Source organism: Sphingomonas sanxanigenens DSM 19645 = NX02 (assembly GCF_000512205.2).
Lineage (GTDB): Bacteria > Pseudomonadota > Alphaproteobacteria > Sphingomonadales > Sphingomonadaceae > Sphingomonas_D > Sphingomonas_D sanxanigenens.
The window spans coordinates 6004804-6024659 of sequence record NZ_CP006644.1 but is presented as its reverse complement, the minus strand read 5'-3'; the positions used below and the strand labels follow the sequence as shown (position 1 = coordinate 6024659).

Below are 19856 nucleotides of genomic sequence, written 5' to 3'. Positions count from 1 at the left end.
ATCGCGAGGGACAGATACCGCAGAAATCCTCAGGTTTCAACGATATCGCGGACGTCTGCGAATGGAAGGGTGGTGCCGCTTACAGGACTCGAACCTGTGACCCCCGCATTACGAATGCGATGCTCTACCAACTGAGCTAAAGCGGCCAGACCACGAACCGGCGGAAGCCAGGGCTCGCCGGAGCGCCGCCCCTACCAGCGGCGGCGGTGCAAGACAAGGGCCCTCGTGAGGTTCAGCGTGACGTTCAGCGTGGCGGGCAGAACGCGCCGGTCGGATCCGCCGCCAGCCGCAGGTCGGCGATGCTGATCGTCAGCGGCCCATCCGCTTCCAGCGCGAACGGCGCGGTCACCTTGGTCACGTCGGCACCACGATCGAGGAAGCATTTGATCGGCACCCGCAGCACCTGCCAGCCACTGCCCGCCTTCGCCAGCGCCGGCGCGACATCGACGCTGCCCGCACCCAGCGCCATGCGCACCGGCCCGCGCGGCGGCGAATCGAGGCGATAGGTGAGTTGCACCTGCACATCGGCATTGCTTTCGCGCGTCAGGTCGAGCGACGGCCCCTCGATGCGCACGCTGCCCTTGCCCGAAGCCGGCCAGGTCCATTGCGCGGCGCCTTCCTGCAAGGTCGCGCTGTCGACCGCGCGCTGGGTGACGGCGCCGGCGGTCAGCCGGAACGGTGCCGGCACCTTGCCCTTGGCGAAGAACAGGCTGGTGTTGGCGACCGAGGCATCGATCCCCGCGACCTCGCTCAGCGTCCCCAGCCGCGCCGGCCGAGCGTAGCTCGCGCCATGGCCGAACGCGAACAGCGGATCATAGCCGGGAGCGCCGCGGTTGAGCACGAACTGCGCCGCGGTCTTCGGCCAGGAATAGGAGAGCGTGCCGGTGAAGTCGTGCCGCGGCTTGCCATCGGCGCCGGCAATCAGGACGTCGGCGATGCCGCCGCCCTCGGTGCCCGGCAGCCAGGCGGCGACGAACGCGTCCGACGCGTTGAGTTCGGGGTTCACCCACAGCGGCCGCCCCGACAGGAACACCGAGACGACGGGCACGCCCGCCGCCTTAAGCTTCTTGAGCAAGGCGAGCGCCTCCTTGTCGCCGGCCTGGAATTCGAGCGAGCGGACGTCGCCGCGCATCTCGGCATAGGGCGTCTCGCCGAACACCACGACCGCGACATCGGGCTTGCGGGTGAAGCTGCCGTCGACGCTCAGGGTGGCACGGCCACCGGCGCCCTTCGCCGCTTCGGCGATGCCGGCATAGATCGACTGGCCGTTGGGGAAATCGGCGTTGCTGTTGCCATCGCCCTGCCACGACAGCGTCCAGCCGCCGGACTGCATGCCGATATCGTCCGCGCCGGGCCCGGCGACGAGGATGTAGGCACCCGGCCTGATCGGCAGCACGCCCTCATTCTTGAGCAGCACCAGCGATTTGCGCACCGCTTCGCGCGCGATCGCGCGATGGCCGGCACTGCCGATCACGCCGGCCCGATCGATCATCGGCCGCGCCGTCTCGAACAGCCCCAGCTTCAGCTTCACGCGCAGGATACGGCGGACCGCATCGTCGATCCGCGCCATCGGGATGGTGCCGTCGCGCGCCTGCCGCAGGGTGGCGTCATAAAGCCCCTGCCAGCTGTCCGGCGCCATCGCCATGTCCAGCCCGGCGTTGAAGGTCGCGGCGCAATCGGTCTTCGTGCAGCCGGTCACCTGGGCATGGCCGTTCCAATCCCCGACGATGAAGCCCTGGAACCCCATCCGCCCCTTGAGCACGTCGGTGAGCAGCGAGCGGTTGCCGTGCATCTTCTCGCCCTGCCAGCTGCTGAACGAGGCCATCACCGTCATCGTGCCGGCGTCGATCGCGGGCGGGTAGCCGGCGTTGTGGGTGCCGATCAGCACCGCTTCCGACACATCGGCATCGCCCTGGTCGATGCCGTCCTTCGTGCCGCCGTCTCCCAGGAAATGCTTGGCGCTGGCGGCGACGCGGCCATCCTGGATGCGCCCCTCCCCGGCCTTGCCCTGCAGCCCCTCCACCGCCGCCGCGGCATAGCCGCGCACCAGCGCCGGATCCTCCGAATAGCCTTCATAGGTGCGGCCCCAGCGATCGTCCTGCGGCACCGTGAGAGTTGGGCCGAACGCCCAGTCGATCCCCGCGGCCGCGGTCTCTGCGGCGGTCGCTGCGCCGATGCGCCGGATCAGCTCGGGATCATGCGCCGCACCCAACGCGATGTTGTGCGGGAAGATGGTCGCGCCGACGATGTTGTTGTTGCCGTGCACCGCATCGATGCCGAAGATCAGCGGGATCGGCTCGTGCTTCGATTGCCGCGCCATCGCGACGGCGTTGAAAGCCTGCGCGGTCGCCGCCCAGGCGCTGCCGGGCGACCGGTCCGGCTTGCCGATCGGCGGCGAGCTGCCGCCGGCAAGGATGCTGCCGAGCGGATATCTGCGCAGATCCTCCGGCGTGATCGCGCTGATATCGGCCTGGATCATCTGGCCGACCTTCTCCTCGACCGTCATCGCGGCGAGCAGCGTGTCGATGCGCGCCTCGGTCGCTGGATCGACGAGGCCCTTGCTCGCCGCGCGCGGCCAAGTGCCGGGATGCGCCACGCCGCGCGCGTCCGGAGCCTGCGCCGATGCGCTGCCGGGGGCCACGAGGCTGGCCGCCAATGCGAAAACCGCCGTGCGCGTCAATCCGTGCCGCATTCCCAAACCTCTCCTGCCCAATGCCTTCGACCACATCCGGCCGAACCTTATCCAATTTCACCACGCGGCGACATGCCGGTTCGACCGGTATCCAGCCTGCCTCCAGCCTCGCATATGTTATCGCTCCCGTTCAAGGGCAGGCCTGTCGCCGCGCCGATCAAGCGCCGACGAAACGAAGCTCCCTATACACGCGTGGACCCGCATAGACGCGCAGTTTCAGTGCAATTGTCTATATTTTTTGCGGTGCAGCAAGTGACGAGAGCCTACAACCAAGGTCGTAGGCTACGACCTTGGTCTTATGACAAATCGGCAACACAGACGAATTGATATCGCCGCTCTGAATAGCGCCGGATATCGCGGGAAGAGCTAGGGAAACGGAGGCTGTTCAATAAAAATCGAGGTGAATTTACTCAGAGTTATCGCCAATATTCGCGCCTGACCTTCCGGCGGTTGTATTGACACCCCCCGGCCCCGTGATAGCGTGTTGATGTAGCGGTCAATGGTAACGCTATCACGACCAAAACACGGCGCGACGGGGACAGTTTGCGCCGGTCAGGAACAGGGGAGGAATGGGCATGATCTCGTCCAACGTCACCAATACGTCCGCTGCGCGCCGAAGGGCGCGCGCGTTGCTGCTCGGCATGTCGCTGACGGCGTTCGCCGTCTCGGCAGGGTCGGCACACGCCCAGCAGGCGGACCCGACGACGCCGCCGGATGCGGCCAGCGAGCAGGACATCGTCGTCACCGGCCTGCGCGCCTCGTTCGAAGCATCGATGGACATCAAGCGCGATTCCACCGGCGTGGTCGACGCGATCTCCGCGCAGGATATCGGCAAATTCCCCGACACCAACCTCGCGGAATCGCTTCAGCGCATCCCGGGCGTATCGATCGATCGCCGCAACGGCGAGGGTGCGCGCGTCACGATCCGCGGCTTCGGCCCGCAGTTCAACCTGGTGACGGTCAACGGCCGCCAGATCGCGACATCGGACACCAACACCGTCGGCGGCGACCAGGACGTCGATTTTTCGCGCGCCACCAGCCGCTCGTTCGACTTTTCCAACCTTGCCTCCGAAGGCGTGTCGCGCCTGGAAGTGTACAAGACCGGCCGTTCCGCGCTGCCTTCGGGCGGCATCGGCGCCACGATCAACGTCGTGACGCAACGGCCGCTCGACCGCCGCGACAGCGGACTCACCGGCTCGATCGGTGCGAAGGCGCTTTACGACACCAGCAACGACGACTTCAAAGTAAATCCCGAAGTATCCGGCGTGCTGAGCTGGTCCGACGATGACGACCGCTTCGGCGTCTCGCTGTTCGGTGCCTATCAGAAGCGTGATTCGGCCGCCGCCAGCTCGACCTCCAACGATTGGAACGTCACGCGCTTCGCCGACATGCCAGGCCGCGCCGCCGACACGATCATCGAGAACGCGCCCTCGGATCCGAATACGCTGGTCGCGATCCCCAACGACAGCCGCTACCATTATTCGGAATCGTCGCGCGAGCGCATCAACGCCTCGGCAACGCTGCAGTTCAAGCCGGTCGAGACGCTGACGCTGACCTCCGACATCATCTTCGCGCAGAACAAGATCAGCGAGGCGCGATCGGACCAGGGCAACTGGTTCAACCGCCCCTTCGACCGGGTGCGGTTCGACGACAATCCCGTCATCGCGACCGCGGTCTTTCTCGAAGAAGGCTCGCGCTACGGCGTCAAGGACATCGGTTTCGAGCAGCAGTATCGCGCCACCAAGAGCGAGCTGCAGTCCTACGGCCTGAATGCGAGCTGGGAGATCACCGAGGGGCTGACCCTCAACCTCGACGGCAACCACTCCACGTCGTCGAGCCTTCCGGACTCGCGCAACGGCGCGAGCTCGACGCTGGTCAGCCTGGGCGCGCCGGTGGTGGATGGCCACTCGGTCGACTATAGCGGCAAGATCCCCCAGCAGAACTGGACACTCAATGACGCGACGCGCGGCAATGGCAACGGCGTGCTCGATATCGGCGACCTCGGCACGCAGGTTCAGCGCACCAACAGCTCGAGCCAGCGTCACCGGCTGAACCAGATCCGAGCCGATCTGGGCTGGGAGTTCGAGGGCGGCGGCCGGTTCGATGTCGGCGCCACCTACATCGATTCACGCATGACCAGCGCACGCACGCAGACGCAGCAGACGCTGGGCGACTGGGGCATCACCCAGGTCGGCGACGTGCAGCGGCTCGCCGGCGACCTGCTGCAGCCCTTCTGCATGAGCTGCAAGTTCGATCGCTACAGCCCGACCGGCAACGACATCGCGTTCCGCGGCAACGCCGTCGATCTCTACGAGGCCTTCGCGGAGGCCTATGTCGCGGCGGGCAACCCCATCAACGTCACCGGCCGTGACTTCGACCGGATCAACGAAAAAATCTGGTCGGCCTATGCCCAGTTCACGTGGAAGGGCGACCTGATGGGGCGGCCGAGCAGCCTCGTGGTGGGCGCGCGCTATGAGAACACCAAGACCGATGCCTATGCGATCATCTCGTTGCCCGATATCATCGAGTGGGATTCGGACAACGACTTCAGCCGGATCGTGACGACCAACTCGCTCGAACGGACGCAAGAGGGCGAATACAGCAATCTGCTGCCGGCCATCGATTTCCAGATCGAACCGATGGACAATGTCGTCGCGCGCGCATCCTACAGCCGCACGCTGGCTCGGCCCGACTATGGCAATCTGTTCGCGTCCCAGTCCGCCAATGGCCCCAACCGGCCGACCGCGCTGGGCGGCGTCGCCACCGGTGCCCAGGGCAACACCAATCTGAAGCCGCTCGTTTCGGACAATTTCGACATCTCGCTGGAATATTATTATGCACGGTCCAGCTACGTGTCGGTGGGCTTCTTCGCGAAGAAGGTGAAGAATTTCGTCGGCGTCGGGCAGGAAACGCTGAACCTGTTCGGCTTGCGCGATCCGAGTTCGGGTGCGCCCGGCTCCCGATCGGGTACGGCGCTCACGCAGTTGCAGACGCTCGGCATCACCGTCAGCGACGTCAGCCTGTTCACGCTGACCGCGCTGCTCGACGAGAATAACGGCAACCTCGCCGCGGCAACGGCGCAGCTCCAGGCCAACATCAACAACGGCGTGCTCGATCAGGCGTTCGTCGACCAGGTGCTGGCGCGGCGCGACGTTCTTGCCGACGGCACCGATCCGCTGTTCGAGTTCTCGGTATCCACCCCGATCAACAACCGGCAGGGCAATGTCCACGGCTTCGAAATCCAGGGACAGCATTTCTTCGGGGAAACCGGCTTCGGTATCTCGGGATCCTTCACCAAGGTTTCGGGTGATGTGAGCGTCGATGTCGGCGCGGATCCAACGCAGAACGTGTTCGCACTGGTGGGTCTCAGCGACAGCTTCAACATCACCGGCATCTTCGAGAAATATGGTGCCTCGGCGCGCGTCTCCTACAACTGGCGCGACAAATATCTCTCCGCCACCAACCGCGGCGGCAGCCGCAACCCGGTGTTCTACGCGCCGTTCGGCACGCTCGACGCCAATCTGAGCTACGACATCACCGAGAATATCGCGGTGTCGCTGGAAGCGATCAACATCCTGAGCGAGCCGGTGCGCACCTATGCGCGCGACACCAAGCAGCTCTATTTCGCGCAGGAACTGAAGCCTCGCATCCTGCTGGGTGCACGCTACCGGTTCTGAGCCGAGCGGGAGGGCGCGTCGAGCCGGCGCGCCCTTCCCTTCCGGTCGCCATCGGTTAGGTTCGCCGGCAGGCTATGTCGAAGGTCATCCGTGACGAACAAGGTTCTTCTCAACAATATCGACCATCATGACCTCAGGCTCAGGCCCGGCTACCACGCGGGCTTCGGCGATGCGGTGAACCAGATGCTGGTCTTCCCGACCGAGTTCGAGGAGGCGCAGCGCGATTTCCCGATCCTGTTCCGGCGCAATGACGCCGGCGGCGTCCAGGCGGTGGTGCTGCTCGGCCTCGACCGCGACGAGAATCTGTTCCTCGGCCCCACCGGCTGGACCACGCGCTATGTGCCGGCGCTGCAGCGGCGCGGGCCCTTCTCGATCGTGATGACGCCCGCCGCGGACGATCCGGACCGGCGCGAACCGATGATCCACGTCGATCTCGACGATCGGCGGATCGGCCGGGACGAGGGCGTGCCGCTGTTCCTGCCGCAGGGCGGCAACGCGCCCGCGCTCGAACGGGTCTCGGCCACGCTCAGGACGATCTATGTCGGCATGGAGATGGCGCAGCCGCTCTACGCCGCCTGGGATGCACATGGCCTGCTCGAGCCGGTCGAGCTCGACGTGGCGCTCGATGAGGAGCGCCATTATGCCGTACCCGGCGTCCATGCGGTGGTCGAGCACCGGCTGGCGGCGCTGCCCGGCGCGGCGCTCGAGGCGCTCAACCGGGCCGGCTTCCTGCGCCCGGCGATGCTCGCCTCGGCGTCGCTCGGCAATGTCCATCGCCTGATCGACCTCAAGCGGCGGCGGGACGGCGCCTGAGATGGCGCGACCGGCACGCGCGCTCGACGATATCGCAGCGGAGGCGATTCCGTTCGCCGCGCTGATCGCAGCCGGCGAACCGGCGATCCTGCGCGGCGTGGCGCGCGACTGGCCGATCGTCGCCGCGGCACGACGGTCCACTGCCGAGGCGATCGGCAGCCTCAAGCGCTTCGAAGGCGATCGCCCGGTGACCGCCTATACCGGCGCGCCGGAGATCGGCGGCCGCTTTTTCTACGACGCGACGCTGACCGGGCTGAACTTCACCGCCGCACGGGTGAAGCTCGGCGATGTCCTCGATCGGATCGCGGCCGGCAGCGGCGCTGCAGCGGCGGACGCCCCCGCGCTCTATATCGGCTCGACCGACCTCGACCTCTATTTGCCCGGCTTCCGTGCCGAGAATGATCTGCCGCTCGGCCCGATCGCCGCGCACGCGCCGCTCGCCAGCATCTGGATCGGCAACCGCACCGTCGCCGCCGCGCATTACGATATCTCCAACAACATCGCCTGTTGCGTCGCCGGCCGCCGCCGCTTCACCTTGTTCCCGCCCGACCAGATCGCGAACCTCTATCCCGGCCCGCTGGAGCCGACACCGGGCGGCCAGGTCGTGTCGATGGTCGATCCGGCGGCGCCGGATCTTGCGCGCTATCCGGGTTATCGCGATGCGCTTGCGGCAGCCGTCGTCGCCGAATTGGAGCCGGGCGACGCGCTCATCTATCCGGCGCTGTGGTGGCACCAGGTGGAGGCGCTCTGCGACTTCAACATCCTCGTCAATTACTGGTGGAACGACGCGCCCGCGCACGCCGACAATCCGCAGGCCAGCCTGCTCCACGCGCTGCTCAGCCTGCGCGACCGCCCGGCGGCGGAAAAGGCTGCGTGGCATGCGCTGTTCGACTATTATGTGTTCGGTGCGGGGGAGCGCGCGGGCGCGCACCTGCCCGACCAGGCCCGGGGCGCACTGGCGGCCCCGCTCGATCCGGCGGCTGCGCGGCGCCTGCGCGCGCAAATACTCAATCGGTTGAACCGATAGGCAGCCCGAAGCTGCCCTGCCCGATGCTCACGCCGGCAAGGAAATCAGCGGTTGTTCGAAGAAAGGCGGAAAGTCGATCTCGCGGAACGCCGCTTACTGCAGTTCCGCCAGGCTTTGCGCCATGATCGCCACCTGCGTGCGGTTGCGGACGTTGAGCTTGCGCATCAGCGCGGTCATGTGCGCCTTCACCGTTGCTTCGGCGATACCGAGATCCTCGGCGATCTGGCGGTTGAGCATGCCGGAGCGCACGCCGTGCATCACGCGCACCTGCGCCGGCGTGAGGTGGGCCGCGTTCACGCTATCACGATCTGTGCTGTCGACATGGCGACGGACGCCATTGGCATGAATGTCCATCGAACATTCTTCTCCCTTCCCTGACCGCGCCGGTGCGCGGACGGCTCTTTGGCCGCTCTTTCGATGGCAAAGTGCTAGGCGCCGGTCCGGCAGAGGTCAATGGAAATTAGCGCTACCATAGTCATATACGCGCTCATATCAGCACCTTATGTCATGACATGACAGACAACTCGATCGATCTGCCGTCGATCGGCCAATTCAATTGGCCTGACAGAAGATCTGCCGCCGCCCGTTACTGTCCGCAACGGCGAGCGCCACAGAAAAGCGCGATCAGCGCGTTATCGGGCGATCAGCGCGTTATCGGGCGATCAGCGCGTTATCGGGCGATAGCCGCAGCCGGCGCTGATCTCGGCGGCGGTGCGCTGGACCTCTTCCGATAGCGACACCATCACATCGTCGCTGAGGTAAAGCGCGGCCCCCGCAATCGACAAGGCGATGCAGATGCGGCCCATCGCGTCGCGCACCGGCGCCGCGATCGAACGCACGCCATCGCCAAGATCGCTGGCGTGGAGCACGACGCCGCGGCTGATATGCCCCTGCATCTCCTCCAACCACGCCGCCATCTTCGGTGCCTCGATCGCGTCGCCCTTCACATGGCGGTAGATGCGTTCGAGCGTGGCGAGATCCTCGTCGAGCAGCAATGCCTTGCCGAGGCCGGTCTCGACGATCGGCCGCCGGTCTCCCGGCGACGTCGATACGCGCAGCCGCTGCCGCCCGGTCACGCGTTCGAGATGGCGTGACCAATCGCCTTCGCGCTTGCCGACGAACACGCAGAACCCGGTGCGGTCGGAGAGCGATTCCATCAACGGCCGCGCGACCTGCACGAAGTCGGTCTGCTCCAGCGCCATCGCACCGAGTTGCAGCAGCTTGGGGCCGAGCGAATAGCCGTCGCGCGTCGCCGCGAGATAATCGCGCGACTTCAGCGCCTGCGCCAGGCGATGCGTCGTCGTCTTGCTGAGATCGAGCTTGCGCGCCAGTTCGACGGCCTTCACCGGGCCGCCGATCACCTCATCGAGGATGTCGAGCGCGCGCATCAGCGTCTGCGCGCCCTTGATGCCAGCGTCCTTGCCCTGTTCTTCCACCTGCACCGACATCCATTACCCCTGATTTTCCGGCCCCGATCGGCTGGCCTGCCCCCGGACCATGCGCGAAATGGCCTTTCCCGCGTGGTTCATCGGCTAAGGAAACTAGTCCTTGTCGATGCCAGTGCCTAGCCCGGCAAAGCGCCGAAGCTCAGGGTATGGAAATCCGGCGCGCAGTGTGGGCCGGGCGGGGCCGGTACCGCGATCAGTCGCCGCCGATCCGCTCGATGTCCGCACCCACCGCCTGCAGCTTTTCCTCGAGCCGCTCATAGCCGCGATCGAGATGGTAGATGCGCTGCACCTGCGTCTCGCCCTTGGCGGCGAGCCCGGCGAGCACCAGGCTCATCGACGCGCGCAGGTCGGTCGCCATCACCGGTGCACCGGTGAGTTCCTTCACGCCGCGCACCATCGCGCTGCGCCCCTGGACCTGGATATCCGCCCCCATCCGCGCCAGTTCGGGCACGTGCATGTAGCGGTTCTCGAAGATCGTTTCGGTCAGCAGGCTGGCGCCGTCTGCCAAGGTCAGCATCGCCATGAACTGCGCCTGCATGTCGGTGGGAAACGCAGGATAGGGCGCGGTCGACAGGCTGATGCCGTGAATGCCGCCATTGGCGGAGATGTGGATCACGTCGCCGGCGCGCTCCTCGACCTTGGCACCCGCCTCGCGCAGCGCTGCGAGCACCGCGGTCATGTCGTCCGCGCGCGCGCCGACCAGATCGAGTTCGCCGCCGGTGATCGCCGCCGCGCAGGCATAGCTGCCCGCCTCGATGCGATCGGGCATGACGCGATAGGTGGCGCCATACAGGCGCTCACGCCCCTCGATCACCAGTGTCTCGGTGCCGATCCCCTCGATCGATGCGCCCATCGCGACGAGGCAACGGCACAGATCGACGATCTCGGGCTCGCGCGCGGCGTTCTCGATCACCGACTGGCCGCGGGCGAGCACCGCCGCCATCACCGCATTCTCGGTCGCGCCCACCGAGACGAACGGGAAGATCACCTTGCCGCCGGGCAGCCGGCCGCCGGGCGCGGTCGCCTTTACATAGCCCGCCGCCAGCTCGATCTCCGCACCCAGCGCTTCCAGCGCCTTGAGGTGAAGGTCGATCGGACGGTTGCCGATCGCGCAGCCGCCGGGCAGCGACACCGTCGCCTCACCGGCGCGCGCGACGAGCGGGCCGAGCACCAGAATCGAGGCGCGCATCTTGCGCACGATGTCATAGGGCGCGACCGTCGAGGTGATCTTGGCGGCGCGCAGCGTCATCACCCGGCCGAAATCCTCCGGCCGCCCGCCTTCGACGGTGGTCGATACGCCATGCTGGTTGAGCAGGTGGCCGAAGCCGTCGACATCGGCAAGCCGCGGCAGGTTGCGCAGCGTCAGCGGCTCGTCGGTCAGCAGCGCGCAGGGCAGCAGCGTCAACGCGGCGTTCTTGGCTCCAGAGATCGGAAGGCGCCCGGCAAGCGGCCGGCCGCCGCGAATGATGATGCGGTCCATCCGCCGCCTATCCGCGATTAGGCTGCACTCCGCAACCCGAGCCATCGATGTCGGCGCAACGCCTTGGAACGGCCCGTCTATATTTTGTGTCGGTTGATCATTGTTAATGCCGGCAGCCAATCCGCTCCCCATGCGTTGTTACGGAAGCCAAACAACAGATGGAGCACGGGGGCATTGACGGGAAGCTGTTTTGCCGAGCGGCTGGGCCATTTCCTTGATCTTACCGAAAAGGAGCGCGCAGCGCTTGCCCGGCTGGAGGAGCGTGAGCGAACGCTCAAGCGCGGCCAGATGCTGCGACGGGAGAATGACGGCAGCGATGAGATCTACGTCCTGCGCCACGGCTGGATGATGAGCTATGTCTATCTGGACGACGGCAGCCGCCAGATCCTCCGGCTGCACTTTCCCGGCGACCTGATCGGTTCATCCAACATCGCCTATCGCGACGCCGCCGAATCGCTGACCGCGATCACCGACGCGGTGGTCTGCCCCTTCGAAAAGCAGGCGCTGCGCACGCTGTTCGATGATCACCCGCGCGTCGCCGCCTTGCTGTTCGCGGTATCGCAGGCAGAGCGTGTGTCGCTGACCGACCGCCTTGCGTCGCTGGGCCGAACCTCGGCGCGCGCGCGTGTCGGTGCGCTGCTCCTGGACATGCTCCACCGCATCCGCTTCATGCGCAAGGACGTGACCAACAGCTTCGAGCTGATCCTGACGCAGGAAGAGATTGGCGACGCGACCGGGCTGACAGCGGTACATGTGAACCGCATGATGCGCGCGCTGGCCGAGGAAGGCATGATCGAGCGGCGCAACGGCTCGGTGACGATCGTCGACGAACGGGCGCTGGCACAGGCTTCCGCCTATTTCAACCGCTTCGCCGAACTCGATACGAGCTGGTTTCCGGCCCCGCGCGGCTGAGCCCCGGGGCGGTCAGGCGCGTATAAGGGCGGTCAGGCCTTCTCGAGCGTGCATTGCAGCGGGTGCTGATTCTCGCGCGCGAAATCGATCACCTGTGCCACCTTGCTCTCGGCAACTTCATAGGTGAACACGCCGCACACGCCGACGCCCTTCTGGTGGACGTGGAGCATGACCCGAGTCGCATCTTCCATGTTCATCCGGAAAAAGCGCTGCAGCACGAGAACGACGAACTCCATCGGGGTATAGTCGTCGTTGAGCATCAACACCTTGTAGAGCGAAGGCTTGCGGGTCCGCGTGCGCGTGCGGGTTGCGACGCCCAGGCCGTTCCCTTCGTCCTCGCCATCCTTGCGCGTTGTCATCCCGACGATTTTCCGGTGCTGCTGCATAGGGGAAGAATATGGCATCGCCGTCGCCGAGGGCAAGGGCGGAGGCCTCAACTCGCCGCCGAGACAGCGAAAAGGCGGAAACGAAAACGGCCGCTTCCGAAGGGAAGCGGCCGTTTGCTGGTCCGGTCGAAACCAGCGGCGATCAGAGCGCGCTGGTCTTCATCTTCTCGACGGTGACCGAGATCCGGCTCGAAATCGGCTGGAAGACCTCGTTGGTCACCTTCAGCCAGGTCTCGCTGGCCTTCGACGCTTCGGCGACGAACGCGTCGAACGACGACTTGGCGTAGTCGCTCTGCAGCTTGAACAGCTCGGTCGGGGTCTTGGCCGACGCGAAGCCCTTCAGCGCGGCGGTCGCCGACTCGAACGACTTGCGACCGTACTCGGCGGCGTCCTGACCCAGCGTCTCGGCATTCTTCGCGGCGAGCTTGGTCGATTCGACCAGCGCCTCGAGATTCGCCTTGTGATATTCGACGCCCTCTTCGGCGAGCTTGCTGCTCTTCGCATAGGCGGCGCTGGCGCGCTCCTTCATGTCACCGAAAAGCTTCTGGGTGGTCTCTTCGACCTTCGCCACGGTCTCATTCATGCTCGATATTCCTTTCTGCGACGCCGTCGCCACTGTGGGCGCCGGCTCTGGTGCGGGGGCAGCTTGGGGACGCGCAGCCTCGATCGGTTCGACGACCGGCGACGCGGCAGGCTTTTCTTCGACGTCAAGCGCCGGCATCGGCTCCGGCTTGGTCGGCGCGGGCGGTTCGGGAACCTTGGCGACAACGGGTGCCGCCGTGGGCGCGGCCGGAACCGGCTTCGCTGCGACGGGCTTGGGGGGAACCGCTTCGGCCACCACCGGCGCGGCTTTCAAGACCGGCTTCGCAGCCGGTGCGGGAACTTTGGCCGGAGCGGCTGGCACCGAAACCTTCGGCGCCGCCGCAACGGGCGCGGGCGTCTTGACAGAGGCCTTCGCGACGGCGGGCTTCGCAACCGCAACAGCCTTGTCCACAGGCGCTTTCGGCGCTGCGGATTTTGCTGTCTTCGGCTTCATCGTGCTCACCGGCTTCTTGTCAGGCGAGTCGGGCATCTGACACTCCTAAACGCTTTATGCTGCATCGCACAAATAGGGCTGCAGATCAAGCATTGCAAGCGAATTTGTGCAGTGCAGCATAAAGTCACATCAGGGTCATCATCCCGTAACCGGGGCGTATCCTAACGCGCGCGCACATAGCTCCCCGGCGCATCTTCCAGCGCTTTCAGCCGTCCCTTGCCGGGCATGCGGGCGGCACGCGCGGCGACACGGGTGTCATCAAGCGCCTCGATCCACCGGATCCAGTCCGGCCACCAGCTGCCTTTGGTTTCCACGGCCTTCTCGAGAAACTCGGACAGGGTGGCCGCGGTTCCCTCATGGCTCCAATATTGATATTTTCCCGATGTCGGCGGGTTCACGACGCCGGCGATGTGCCCCGAACCGGCCAGCAGGAAGCGCATCGGCCCCGCGAAATGCTCGGTCAGCTTCCAGACGCTCTGCAGCGGCGCGATATGATCCTCGCGGCCGGCCTGGATATAGGCGGGCGTCTTCACCAGCGACAGGTCGATCGGCGTGCCGTCGACCGAGAGCGCGCCGGGCTGAACCAGCTTGTTGTCGCGATAGAGGTCGGTCAGGTAGGACCGATGCCACAGTGCCGGCAGGTTGGTGGTGTCGCCATTCCAGTAGAGCAGGTCGAACGGCGCATAATCCTGCCCGAGCAGATAGTTGTTCTGGACATAGTTCCAGATGAGATCGCGGCTGCGCAGCAGGTTGAAGGTGGCCGCCATATAGCGGCCGTCGAGAAAACCATCGTTGGCGAGCGCATCGATCACCGAAAGCTGGTCGTCATCGACGAACAATGTGAGCTCGCCGGCATCGGCGAAATCGACCTGCGCGGTGAAGAAGGTGGCGCTGCGCACCTTGTCCGCCTCTCCGCGCGCGGCGAGCAGCGCGAGCGTGGCGGCCAGCGTGGTGCCGGCGACGCAGTAGCCGATCGCGTGCACGGCATCGACGCCCAGCAGGTCACGCACCGTATCGATCGCATCGATCTGCCCGCGCAGGATGTAATCGTCCCACGTCACATCCTTCATGCCGGCATCGGCCGACTTCCAGGAAACGATGAACACGCTGAGCCCTTGCGACACCGCCCAGCGGATGAAGCTCTTTTCCGGGTTGAGATCGAGGATGTAGTAGCGGTTGATCCAGGGCGGGAAGATGACCAGCGGCGTACGCATCAGCTGCGGCGTCGTCGGCTGATAGTGGATCAGTTCATAGAGCGGGGTGCGCTTGATGACCTTGCCCGGCGTGACCGCGACGTTGCGTCCGACCTCGAACGCGCCGCTGTCGGTGTGCGTCAGTTGGCCGCGGCCGAGGTCCGACAGCAGATGGTCGAGCCCCTTGAGCAGATTCTCGCCGCGCGTTTCCAGCGTCTTTTCGATCACCACCGGATTGCTGAGCGGAAAGTTGGACGGGCTCATCGCATCGACGAAGCCGCGCGTCGCGAAGCGGATCCGCTCCTTCTGCCTGGCGTCGAGCCCGTCGATCGCATCGACGCCCTTCAGCAGATGATCGGACACCAGCAGATAGGATTGGCGGACGAGATCGAACAGCGGGCTGTCGCGCCAGGCCGGCGCGGAGAAGCGCTTGTCGCGATCGGCGCGGCGGCCGATCTCTTCCGAAAGCGCGCGCGCCTCGGAAGGCGCCTCCTCCGGCATCAGGAAGCGCTGCCACAGCTTGAGCGAGTCGGACCAGAAGTCGGTCTGCGCCTTGAGCATCGCCCCGCCCGCGGCGGCGAAACCGGACATGGGCGTTTCGGGATCGTTCGTACGCGCCTTCTCGATCTCGCGAAGGCTGTAATCGAGCATCATCTGCTGCGCGCGGCCGAACACCCAGGTCCAATGCTGGATCTCTTCCAGCGGCATCGGGGTCTGGGCTTCACTGGTGTCCGTCATCCGGTGTTCCTTCTCAGCGCTTCCACGTCCCCGACCGCAGTCCGGCCGCCGACCGGCGCGCCAAAATGCGGAATTCACGCGCAGCGTCAAATCGCCTATGCACGAACCGCGGGACGGTTCCCGCTACAACCGAGAAATGAAGGTCCCATGTCCGAAGAGTTTTACCGCATCAAACGCCTTCCTCCCTATGTCATCGCCGAAGTGAACGCGATGCGGGCGGCGGCGCGTGCGGCAGGCGAGGACATCATCGACCTGGGCATGGGCAATCCCGACCTGCCGCCGCCGGCGCACGTGATCGACAAATTGTGCGAGGTGGCGCGCAAGCCCGATGCCCACGGCTATTCGGCGTCGAAGGGCATTCCCGGGCTGCGCCGCGCGCAGGCCAATTATTACCAGCGCCGCTTCGGCGTCGAGGTCGACGCCGACCGGGAGATCGTCGTGACCCTGGGCTCGAAGGAAGGCCTCGCCAATCTCGCGCAGGCGATCACCGCCCCGGGCGACGTGGTGCTGGCGCCCAACCCCAGCTACCCGATCCACACCTTCGGCTTCATCATCGCGGGCGCGACGATCCGATCGGTGCCGACCACGCCCGACGAGCGCTATTTCGAAGCGCTCGATCGCGCGGTGAAGTTCACCGTGCCCAAGCCGTCGGTGCTGGTGATGGGCTATCCGTCCAACCCGACCGCCGAAGTGGTCGATCTCGCCTTCTACGAGCGGGTCGTCGCCTTCGCGAAGGAGCATGGTCTCTGGGTGCTCTCCGACCTCGCCTATAGCGAGATCTATTTCGATGGCGTGCCGACTCCCTCGATCCTGCAGGTACCCGGCGCGAAGGACGTCGCGGTCGAGTTCACCTCGCTGTCCAAGACCTATTCGATGGCGGGATGGCGGATGGGCTTCGCGGTGGGCAACCCGACATTGATCGCGGCGCTCACCCGGGTGAAATCCTATCTCGATTATGGCGCGTTCACGCCGATCCAGGCCGCCGCGGTGGCGGCGATCAACGGCCCGCAGGATATCATCGAGGCCAACCGCCAGCTCTACAGGCGCCGCCGCGACGTGCTGGTCGAGAGCTTCGGCCGCGCCGGCTGGGATATCCCCCCGCCCCGCGCCAGCATGTTCGCCTGGGCACCGCTGCCGCCGGCGCTGGCGCATCTCGGCAGCCTCGAATTCTCCAAGCAGCTGCTGACGCATGCCGGCGTCGCCGTCGCACCGGGCGTCGGCTATGGCGAGGACGGCGAAGGCTATGTCCGCATCGCGATGGTGGAGAACGAACAGCGCATCCGGCAGGCGGCGCGCAACGTCCGCCGCTATCTCGCCAGCATGGGCGTGAACGCCGGCGCCACCCGCGCCGTCTGATCCGCCCGGATTGTTTCGCACATCGCGGCCCGGTGGACCCGTCCACCGGGCCGTTTCGTTTCGGGAAACGCAAGGAGGGGGTGCGACCGCGGCCGGTCAGGCGCGCACCGACCGATGCGTCTCCCCTGCCTTTGCCGAAAAGCGCCAGGGGGTCGCCGTCGTCCCGCTGACGCAATGGCGCCGCGCCCCTGCCCGCCAGCGTTCGTTCCCGGCAAATGACGAAAGGGGCAGACCTTGCGGTCCGCCCCTTCGCTGCTCACTTCGATCCTCGAACGCGCGCCGGGGCGCGCGTCTTCAGAAGGCCTTGCCGTAAAACTCGTTACCGACAAAGCCCATCTTGGTGACCTCGGACTTCTTGATCACCGCAAGAACCTGATCGACCTTTTCGTAGCGGGCGTTCTCGTCCGGCTGCAGGTGCAGTTCGGGCTCGGGCGCCATCTGACGGGTCTGGTCGAGATAGGTGCGCAACGTCGCGAGATCCACCGCAGCGCCATTCCAGTAAACCACGCCGGCAGGATCAATCGTGATCTTGTTCTTGATCGGATCGATCGGCGGCGGATTCGAGGCGTTCGAATTCACCGGAAGATCGATCTTCACAGCGTGGGTCTGAATCGGAATGGTGATGATGAACATGATCAGGAGCACGAGCATCACGTCGATCAACGGCGTGGTGTTCATGTCCATGATCGGTTCGTCAGCACCAGCGGCCCCGACACTCATTGCCATAACAAATCTCCTTGTGCGGGTCGGACGCCGTCAGAGACGGGCTGTCACGCCGCCAGCGGGCGGCTCCGAAATGAAGCCGACGCGCGCGAAACCGGCACGCTGCATCGTGAAGATCGCGCCACCGATGCAACGGTAGGGCGTGTTCACGTCGCCGCGGATATGGGCTTCGGGCAGTTCCAGTTCGGGATTGTTCACCCCGCCCTGGCGCGCGATCTCGGCTTCCAGCTTCTTGACGGCGCGCTGCAGCAGGTCTCCGGAATTGACCTGGGTCTGGTTCCAGTAAACCTCGCAGGTGCCGCCCGGACCGCCCTTGACCGAGAGCGATACGTTCTCGGGCTTGGTGGTCGTCGGATCGTGACGCACGTCGGGCAGCTTGAGATCGATCGACTGCACAACGACCGGAACGGTGATCAGGAAGATGATGAGAAGCACCAGCATGACGTCGACGAGCGGCGTCGTGTTGATGTCCGACATTGGCTTGTCGTCACCGCCCTCACCGGGCACACTCATTGCCATCTTTAATTACTTCCTATCCTGCTTGGCCGGGGCGCCGAGGCATCCCGGCCGGGAGGAGGGGCGGCGGTCGGGCGATATATCCCGATCCGCCGCCGTCAAGATCAGGCCTTGGTCGTCGAAACGCCAGCCGGCTTCGGCGGGGTCGCCACCGGCTTCGCGGGAGCCGCGCGGCTCACGACAACCGGCTTCACCGCACCGCCCGACATCATGTAGCCGAGCAGATCGTTCGAGAAGGCGCCGAGATCTTCGGAAATCGCCTTGTTGCGGCGCTGCAGCCAGTTGAACGCGAGCACCGCCGGCACGGCGACGACCAGACCGATGGCGGTCATGATCAGCGCTTCACCGACCGGGCCGGCGACCGCGTCGATCGACGCCTGGCCAGCCGCACCGATCTTGATGAGCGCGTTCAGAATGCCGACGACGGTGCCGAACAGGCCGATGAACGGCGCGGTCGAACCGACGGTGGCGAGGAAGGCCAGGCCTTCGCCGAGCTTCGAGTTGATCGCGCCCTGGCTGCGGTTCAGCGAGCCGTGCAGCCAGTCATGCGCCTCGACCGGATCGGTCAGCTTGGCGTGCTGGTCGAGAGCGATCAGCGCGTCGTCGACGATCTGCTTGTAGGCGCTGTTCTTTTCCAGCTTGGCGGCGCCGTCCTTCAGGCTCGGGCTCGCCCAGAAAGCCGTGCGGACCTTCTTGGTCTGGCCGAAGATCTTCTGCTGATCATAGGCCTTGGTGAACAGGATGTAGAAGGTCCCGATCGACATGAAGGTGAGGATCGCGGCGGTGGCCCAGGTCAGCGGGCCGCCTTCGACGATCGCCGGGATCAGGCCATAGGGGTTTTCGCCGGCGGGCGCCGCAGCGGCGAGGGTCGAGATGAGCATAAGGGATCTTTCCTCTATATCTGTCTGTCAGACCGCCGCCTGCACCCCATGATTCGACACGGGGCGCGGCGGCGGGAAATCGATCAGTTGTCGGGCATCCGCCAGACGACACGCCGGCTCGCCGACGTGCGGATCGGGTTACCCGCATTGTCGAGCGCGGGCTTATACCGGGCGCGGCGCGTGATGTTCTTGCACGCGGCCTCGTCGAGATCGGGCGAACCGCTCGACGACGTCACGCGGCAATTCTCCACGCGACCCTCGGTATTGATGTCCCACGCAACGCCGCTGGTGCCCGTCCGCTCTTCGCGCAGCGCGCGCGGCGGATAGTCGTCCTGCGTGACCCACGAACCCTGGTCGCCACGCGCAACGGCGGGCTGCGCCAGACGCGGCGCGGGGGGAGCAGCAGGAGGCGCCGGAGGCGCCGGGGCGGCCCTCGGCGTGATGACCGGACGCTCAGGGGCGACGGCGGTTGTCTGGATCGGGGGCGGCGCCACGTTCGTCTGAACGATCGGCGGCGGCGAGACCACGGGCGGCGGTTGCACCGTCTGTGGCTGTTCCGGCGGCGGGGGGGGCGGCTCTTCTTCAGGCGGCGGCGTTTCTTCCTGAACTTCGAACGTCTTCAGGTCTTGTGCGACCTTCTTCGCAATGTTCGGAATCAGACCGACGATGAAGGCATAGCCGAGCAGGACATGCACGAGCGCCACGATGACGACCGCAACGACCCGGCTGTTACCCGAATTTCTGTCAGCGTAGGCCATTCAGCTACGTAACTCCTCTTACCAGGCTGTGCGCAGAGCATGCCTATCGCGCCGGAGCGACGGCCTGACCCACTCTGCCCGGAATGATTATCTTTGGCAGACCCGGAGTGTCTATCGCGCCACACCCAGCGAGGCAATCTCTTTGTGCGGCTTGAAACGGCGCGTTTCCGTATGGCAAAAGGGCTATTCAGCCCCATATTCCTGCCCCTCCAACAATGGG

General features: G+C 65.7%; 16 protein-coding genes and 1 tRNA gene. 5 read left to right on the top strand and 12 right to left on the bottom strand.

The window, feature by feature from the left end; all coding sequences use genetic code 11:
* Nucleotides 1–70: 70 nt before the first annotated feature.
* Both NX02_RS27635 and NX02_RS27630 read right to left on the bottom strand, forming a co-directional pair.
* Nucleotides 71–146: transfer RNA gene (locus tag NX02_RS27635), tRNA-Thr, on the bottom strand.
* A gap of 98 nt (nucleotides 147–244) precedes the next feature.
* On the bottom strand, nucleotides 245–2692 hold the full coding sequence (locus NX02_RS27630; protein ID WP_025295409.1) for a glycoside hydrolase family 3 protein: 2448 nt from the start codon (nucleotides 2690–2692) through the stop codon (nucleotides 245–247).
* Between the two features lie 569 nt (nucleotides 2693–3261).
* Between NX02_RS27630 and NX02_RS27625 the strand changes: the two genes are divergently transcribed.
* The 3 genes from NX02_RS27625 to NX02_RS27615 all read left to right on the top strand — a co-directional run bounded on the left by NX02_RS27625 (nucleotide 3262) and on the right by NX02_RS27615 (nucleotide 8209).
* Nucleotides 3262–6369, top strand: a complete 3108-nt coding sequence (locus NX02_RS27625; RefSeq protein WP_245648716.1) for a TonB-dependent receptor — start codon at nucleotides 3262–3264, stop codon at nucleotides 6367–6369.
* A gap of 90 nt (nucleotides 6370–6459) precedes the next feature.
* Nucleotides 6460–7182, top strand: a complete 723-nt coding sequence (locus NX02_RS27620) for a SapC family protein (protein WP_025295407.1) — start codon at nucleotides 6460–6462, stop codon at nucleotides 7180–7182.
* 1 nt (nucleotide 7183) lies between these two features.
* Nucleotides 7184–8209 (top strand): cupin-like domain-containing protein, encoded by a 1026-nt coding sequence (locus NX02_RS27615; protein WP_025295406.1) that lies wholly within the window; start codon nucleotides 7184–7186, stop codon nucleotides 8207–8209.
* 93 nt (nucleotides 8210–8302) lie between these two features.
* Here the strand turns inward: NX02_RS27615 and NX02_RS27610 are convergent, their stop codons facing one another.
* The 3 genes from NX02_RS27610 to murA form a co-directional block, all read right to left on the bottom strand.
* Nucleotides 8303–8563: a helix-turn-helix domain-containing protein gene (locus tag NX02_RS27610; RefSeq protein WP_039996885.1), complete on the bottom strand. Its 261-nt coding sequence runs from the start codon at nucleotides 8561–8563 to the stop codon at nucleotides 8303–8305.
* 308 nt (nucleotides 8564–8871) lie between these two features.
* Nucleotides 8872–9657: an IclR family transcriptional regulator gene (locus tag NX02_RS27605; protein WP_245648715.1), complete on the bottom strand. Its 786-nt coding sequence runs from the start codon at nucleotides 9655–9657 to the stop codon at nucleotides 8872–8874.
* 193 nt (nucleotides 9658–9850) lie between these two features.
* Nucleotides 9851–11137 (bottom strand): UDP-N-acetylglucosamine 1-carboxyvinyltransferase, encoded by a 1287-nt coding sequence (gene murA, locus NX02_RS27600; RefSeq protein ID WP_025295404.1) that lies wholly within the window; start codon nucleotides 11135–11137, stop codon nucleotides 9851–9853.
* Nucleotides 11138–11311: 174 nt separating this feature from the next.
* Here murA and NX02_RS27595 point away from each other — a divergent pair, with 174 nt between their 5' ends.
* Nucleotides 11312–12049 (top strand): Crp/Fnr family transcriptional regulator, encoded by a 738-nt coding sequence (locus NX02_RS27595; protein WP_025295403.1) that lies wholly within the window; start codon nucleotides 11312–11314, stop codon nucleotides 12047–12049.
* Nucleotides 12050–12081: 32 nt separating this feature from the next.
* Here the strand turns inward: NX02_RS27595 and clpS are convergent, their stop codons facing one another.
* The 3 genes from clpS to NX02_RS27580 all read right to left on the bottom strand — a co-directional run bounded on the left by clpS (nucleotide 12082) and on the right by NX02_RS27580 (nucleotide 15402).
* Nucleotides 12082–12408 (bottom strand): ATP-dependent Clp protease adapter ClpS, encoded by a 327-nt coding sequence (gene clpS / locus NX02_RS27590; RefSeq protein ID WP_025295402.1) that lies wholly within the window; start codon nucleotides 12406–12408, stop codon nucleotides 12082–12084.
* Between the two features lie 169 nt (nucleotides 12409–12577).
* Nucleotides 12578–13507 carry a phasin family protein gene (locus NX02_RS31850; protein WP_039996884.1) on the bottom strand — a complete coding sequence of 310 codons (930 nt, stop codon included), beginning with the start codon at nucleotides 13505–13507 and terminating at the stop codon, nucleotides 12578–12580.
* A 125-nt stretch (nucleotides 13508–13632) separates the two neighbouring features.
* Complete coding sequence (locus NX02_RS27580) at nucleotides 13633–15402, bottom strand: PHA/PHB synthase family protein (protein ID WP_025295399.1); 1770 nt, start codon at nucleotides 15400–15402, stop codon at nucleotides 13633–13635.
* A 147-nt stretch (nucleotides 15403–15549) separates the two neighbouring features.
* On the opposite strand from NX02_RS27580, the gene NX02_RS27575 reads away from it, so the two are divergent.
* Complete coding sequence (locus NX02_RS27575) at nucleotides 15550–16758, top strand: LL-diaminopimelate aminotransferase (RefSeq protein WP_025295398.1); 1209 nt, start codon at nucleotides 15550–15552, stop codon at nucleotides 16756–16758.
* 294 nt (nucleotides 16759–17052) lie between these two features.
* Here the strand turns inward: NX02_RS27575 and NX02_RS27570 are convergent, their stop codons facing one another.
* The 4 genes from NX02_RS27570 to NX02_RS27555 all read right to left on the bottom strand — a co-directional run bounded on the left by NX02_RS27570 (nucleotide 17053) and on the right by NX02_RS27555 (nucleotide 19636).
* Nucleotides 17053–17478 carry an ExbD/TolR family protein gene (locus tag NX02_RS27570; RefSeq protein ID WP_025295397.1) on the bottom strand — a complete coding sequence of 142 codons (426 nt, stop codon included), beginning with the start codon at nucleotides 17476–17478 and terminating at the stop codon, nucleotides 17053–17055.
* Between the two features lie 36 nt (nucleotides 17479–17514).
* Complete coding sequence (locus tag NX02_RS27565) at nucleotides 17515–18000, bottom strand: ExbD/TolR family protein (protein ID WP_025295396.1); 486 nt, start codon at nucleotides 17998–18000, stop codon at nucleotides 17515–17517.
* A gap of 101 nt (nucleotides 18001–18101) precedes the next feature.
* A complete protein-coding gene (locus NX02_RS27560; RefSeq protein ID WP_025295395.1) occupies nucleotides 18102–18878 on the bottom strand; it encodes a MotA/TolQ/ExbB proton channel family protein in 777 nt (258 codons plus the stop codon).
* 83 nt (nucleotides 18879–18961) lie between these two features.
* The gene (locus NX02_RS27555) at nucleotides 18962–19636 is read right to left on the bottom strand and encodes an energy transducer TonB (RefSeq protein WP_025295394.1); all 675 of its coding nucleotides are present in this window, start codon (nucleotides 19634–19636) and stop codon (nucleotides 18962–18964) included.
* Nucleotides 19637–19856 lie beyond the last annotated feature (220 nt).

Excerpts from the sequence above, each read along its gene's own strand:
- NX02_RS27560 (WP_025295395.1), bottom strand. The coding sequence starts at position 18,878 with ATGCTCATCTCGACCCTCGCCGCTGCGGCGCCCGCCGGCGAAAACCCC.
- NX02_RS27575 (WP_025295398.1), top strand. The coding sequence starts at position 15,550 with ATGTCCGAAGAGTTTTACCGCATCAAACGCCTTCCTCCCTATGTCATC.
- NX02_RS27580 (WP_025295399.1), bottom strand. The coding sequence starts at position 15,402 with ATGACGGACACCAGTGAAGCCCAGACCCCGATGCCGCTGGAAGAGATC.
- NX02_RS27615 (WP_025295406.1), top strand. The coding sequence starts at position 7,184 with ATGGCGCGACCGGCACGCGCGCTCGACGATATCGCAGCGGAGGCGATT.
- NX02_RS31850 (WP_039996884.1), bottom strand. The coding sequence starts at position 13,507 with ATGCCCGACTCGCCTGACAAGAAGCCGGTGAGCACGATGAAGCCGAAG.
- NX02_RS27555 (WP_025295394.1), bottom strand. The coding sequence starts at position 19,636 with ATGGCCTACGCTGACAGAAATTCGGGTAACAGCCGGGTCGTTGCGGTC.
- NX02_RS27605 (WP_245648715.1), bottom strand. The coding sequence starts at position 9,657 with ATGTCGGTGCAGGTGGAAGAACAGGGCAAGGACGCTGGCATCAAGGGC.
- NX02_RS27625 (WP_245648716.1), top strand. The coding sequence starts at position 3,262 with ATGGGCATGATCTCGTCCAACGTCACCAATACGTCCGCTGCGCGCCGA.
- murA (WP_025295404.1), bottom strand. The coding sequence starts at position 11,137 with ATGGACCGCATCATCATTCGCGGCGGCCGGCCGCTTGCCGGGCGCCTT.
- clpS (WP_025295402.1), bottom strand. The coding sequence starts at position 12,408 with ATGACAACGCGCAAGGATGGCGAGGACGAAGGGAACGGCCTGGGCGTC.
- NX02_RS27565 (WP_025295396.1), bottom strand. The coding sequence starts at position 18,000 with ATGGCAATGAGTGTGCCCGGTGAGGGCGGTGACGACAAGCCAATGTCG.
- NX02_RS27570 (WP_025295397.1), bottom strand. The coding sequence starts at position 17,478 with ATGAGTGTCGGGGCCGCTGGTGCTGACGAACCGATCATGGACATGAAC.
- NX02_RS27630 (WP_025295409.1), bottom strand. The coding sequence starts at position 2,692 with ATGCGGCACGGATTGACGCGCACGGCGGTTTTCGCATTGGCGGCCAGC.
- NX02_RS27610 (WP_039996885.1), bottom strand. The coding sequence starts at position 8,563 with ATGGACATTCATGCCAATGGCGTCCGTCGCCATGTCGACAGCACAGAT.